This window comes from Candidatus Sysuiplasma jiujiangense, from assembly GCA_019721075.1.
GTDB lineage: Archaea > Thermoplasmatota > Thermoplasmata > Sysuiplasmatales > Sysuiplasmataceae > Sysuiplasma > Sysuiplasma jiujiangense.
Window position 1 is genome coordinate 1 of sequence record JAHEAD010000052.1, and the last position, 3,336, is coordinate 3,336.

General features: G+C 49.1%; 3 protein-coding genes. All 3 read right to left on the reverse strand.

Going from position 1 to position 3,336, the window contains the following annotated elements; translation table 11 throughout:
• Positions 1-83 precede the first annotated feature (83 nt).
• From KIS29_11435 to KIS29_11445, 3 genes are read right to left on the reverse strand one after another with little or no spacing between them, the layout of a single operon-like run.
• Positions 84-698 carry an amino acid permease gene (locus tag KIS29_11435; protein ID MBX8640938.1) on the reverse strand — a complete coding sequence of 205 codons (615 nt, stop codon included), beginning with the start codon at positions 696-698 and terminating at the stop codon, positions 84-86.
• 32 nt (positions 699-730) lie between these two features.
• Entirely contained in the window at positions 731-1,270 is a 540-nt protein-coding gene (locus KIS29_11440) for a hypothetical protein (protein ID MBX8640939.1), read from the reverse strand.
• A gap of 45 nt (positions 1,271-1,315) precedes the next feature.
• Positions 1,316-2,743, reverse strand: coding sequence for a CoA-acylating methylmalonate-semialdehyde dehydrogenase (locus KIS29_11445; GenBank protein MBX8640940.1), 1,428 nt, complete (start codon positions 2,741-2,743; stop codon positions 1,316-1,318).
• Positions 2,744-3,336 lie beyond the last annotated feature (593 nt).

Here is a 3,336-nt window from a genome sequence, read left to right on the forward strand (position 1 = left end):
ACGGCTGACACTGCTCCTGCAAGAATGGAAGGTCGGTCATGTTTCAGAAGCTGATGTATCTGCGGCACTCATTGCCTAACCCTTTATGTCCGCCATAGGATCAGAGCGAAATTATTTATGAGGTGGACGAGAATCAGCATCAGTCCTATCATTATGAACGGGTAAACTCCGCCTTCAAACGGTCCAAAAATCAGGCCGTTTACAATTGCAAACAGAAATCCGAAACCTGTTATCAGCATTATAATCCTGTGCGGCGACTTGTACTTGGGATGGGTGGTAGCAAATACTCTTTTCGGAAACACAATGTCGTCCCTGGCCATGCCGTACATTGTCCGGGACAGTGAGTTGTTGATTGCGAGGCCAAACATAAAATAACTGTTGTAAATGATTGCGACAAAAATTAATGCAATAACTGGCCCGAGATAATGGCTGTATACTATAATGCCCGGATCAGGAGATGTCGCAAATGAAGCCATCTTCGAGACGCCCCAGCCCACTGTCAGGGCATAGGTCACAAGTATGACGGACAAATCAATAAGCATCACAAGGACAAGGGATCTTGGGACGTTCCGTTTGGGCTGCTTTGTTTCTTCGGCAACGGCTACCACGGATCCGGAACCTGCAAGAGTGGTGATGCCGATTATAAATGCAAGGAATACCGGCGTGTAGTCACCGCCAACAGGAGCGGTGGTAAACACAGACAGTGTGTTATGAGGCCCGACCAGGAAAATTACGCGACACCCGTGATTACCAGAAAGGCAACCCCAATTGAGCCTGCAATCCAGGCATAGTTCAGGGATGGCCTGATTCCAAGATATTCAATGATGAAAATGAATAACATGAAGGGCAGGATCAGGACAATCCACAAATACGGAATCGATGACAGCACCGGAGACAGCAGATACAGCAGGGATGCTGCTCCAAGGAATCCGAATGCAGGATAGGCGAGCATTTCATTGCCCAGAAAAAGCCATCCTGTGAATATTCCCCATCTCTTTCCCAGGCCGTTGGCTGCAAAACCGTAGTAGCCGCTCGCGCTTGAAATGTATTTTGAGAACTGGTAGTTTGTGTTGACAAGGAGGAAATAACCCACCCAAGCCAGAAGGATAACCAGAGGCGTTGCACCCAGAGCAATTGCAGCCGTTCCGGTGATGAGCAATGCAAGATCCGCTGCCGGTGCGACATGCGACTGGGACTGGAAGATTATGTGCAGCAGGCCTACTGCGTTGCGCCTCAGGCCGCCCTCATGTTTGTCACCGAGGCCGCTCATTCAATCCCACCGTTATAATGGCCGGGCATATTTCCAGTTCTGATTTTACCACCTTCTGATGATTACCTTACTGTCTGTGTAGAACATCACATGGTCCCTTCCGCCCTGCGCGTGCAGGTCTCCGAAGAACGATTTTTTGAATCCGCCGAACGGATAGTATGCAATCGGTGCTGCCACTCCTATATTCACACCGATATTGCCTGCCTCCACCCTCGAGACAAACTCATCGGCATACCTGCCCGAAGAGGTAAAAATTGTGGAGGCGTTTCCAAATTCACTGCGGTTAATCAGCTCAATGGCACCGTCAAAATTTTCAGCCTCCACCACGCTTGCCACGGGGCCGAAAATTTCCTCCCTTATGATGCTCATATCATGGCGTGCGTCATCGAACACTGAAGGTCCCAGAAAATAGCCTTCGCGATAAGCCGCCGGCTTATTGGCTCTGCCGTCCAAAACCAGCCTTGCGCCCTGCTCTTCTCCCTTCTCTATGTAAGAAATCACTCTTTTCCTGTGCTCATCCCTGATGAGCGGGCCCATCTCGGTCTCCGGATCCAGTCCGTATCCCAGCTTCAGTCTGCGTGCTGCCGCAGTAAAAGCGCTGACTACTTTCTCATGATTTTCCGGCAATGTAACCAGGACCGAACCGGCCAGGCATCTCTCGCCGGCGTTACCAAAGAAAGAGGAGATAAGTCCCGGTATCACCCTTTTCAGGTCGGCGTCAGGCATGACAAGCTCGTAATTCTTTGCCGACGCTCCTGCCTGTGCCCTTTTATGGTTGGCTGTGGCCCTTTTGTAAATATATTCGCCGGCAGAGGTCGATCCTACAAAGCTCACGCCGGCAATTTGCCTGTTGTCTAAAATTGCATTGACAACGGGTGCCGAGCCGTTTATGACCGAAACAACCCCCGGAGGGAATCCCGCCCTTCCTATCAGCTCGATCGCCTTCTGCATTGTCAGGGGCACCTTTTCAGAAGGTTTGACCACGATGGTATTGCCGAGACCTATGGCATAAGGGATAAACCAGAAGGGAACCATGATTGGGAAGTTGAACGGAGCAATAACGGCAAAAACACCCATTGGAACGCGTATCAGTTCCTCGTCTATTCCACTTGATATGTTCTTGTTGTTTGTGCCCATGATGTGGTATGTGGCTGCGCAGGCGGCCTGAATATTTTCAATCGACCGCATTACTTCGCCCTTCGCCTCTTCAAAGGTCTTGCCATGCTCCATTGTTACAAGCTTTGCGAGTTCGTCTGCGTTTTCCTGCATCAGGTTTTCCAGCCGGAAGAGGAGTTTGATCCTGCTGGTAATCGGAACAGTGGACCACTTGAGAAATGCATCATGTGCGTAGCCTATTGCCCGATCGACTGAAGCCTTTTCAGTGTCATAGACGGTTGCTATTGTTTTCCCGAAAGCCGGATTGAACACTTTGTACTCAGTTGTTTCCTCAGCATTTTCGAATCCGCCGTTCACGTAGTTTCTTACAGTTCCGAATTCTCCGCTCTTGCCTGCATTTGCTTTTTTCTCTGGAGTTAACAAACTTTCACCCTCTTATGAATCCATCTAATCGGAGAAAAGGGGACAGCATCCATGCGGCAGGCCTGTACCGTGCTGCTGCCTGTCTTCTCCTTTTGCATATGTCCAAAAATAAATGTTACAGCCGACCTTGACAGTTGCTTCATCTATGCTGAGCTCCCAAAGGATTTCATGGCCACGCCCCAGGCACACATCCCTGCGCGGAAGGACACGAACATAGGGCCTGTTCGGTTTTGTTGCGTGTTTGTTGCTATTTTATCCCGCTGTATTGTTTAAACATTATTTAAAGTTTATTTAAAATGACATCATGCGGGATAAAATGTAAACGATTCTGGCAATTTGTGCATTTCGTCCACCTATGTTTACTATGGCGCAATTTTCAAAAGCCCGTGAAGTGTACGCATCCTCAGCCGAATCTTGCGAATCCTGGAAGCGGCCTTTTATGTCTCACAAAGTTCTCCATGATTATTCCGGAGACGGATTACATCAGTCATCAGCCATCTGGAAGACTGGAGACATACGATGGAAGA

What these genes read in the sequence shown, in the direction of transcription:
- KIS29_11440 (MBX8640939.1), bottom strand. Translation starts at nt 1,270, where the DNA reads ATGAGCGGCCTCGGTGACAAACATGAGGGCGGCCTGAGGCGCAACGCA.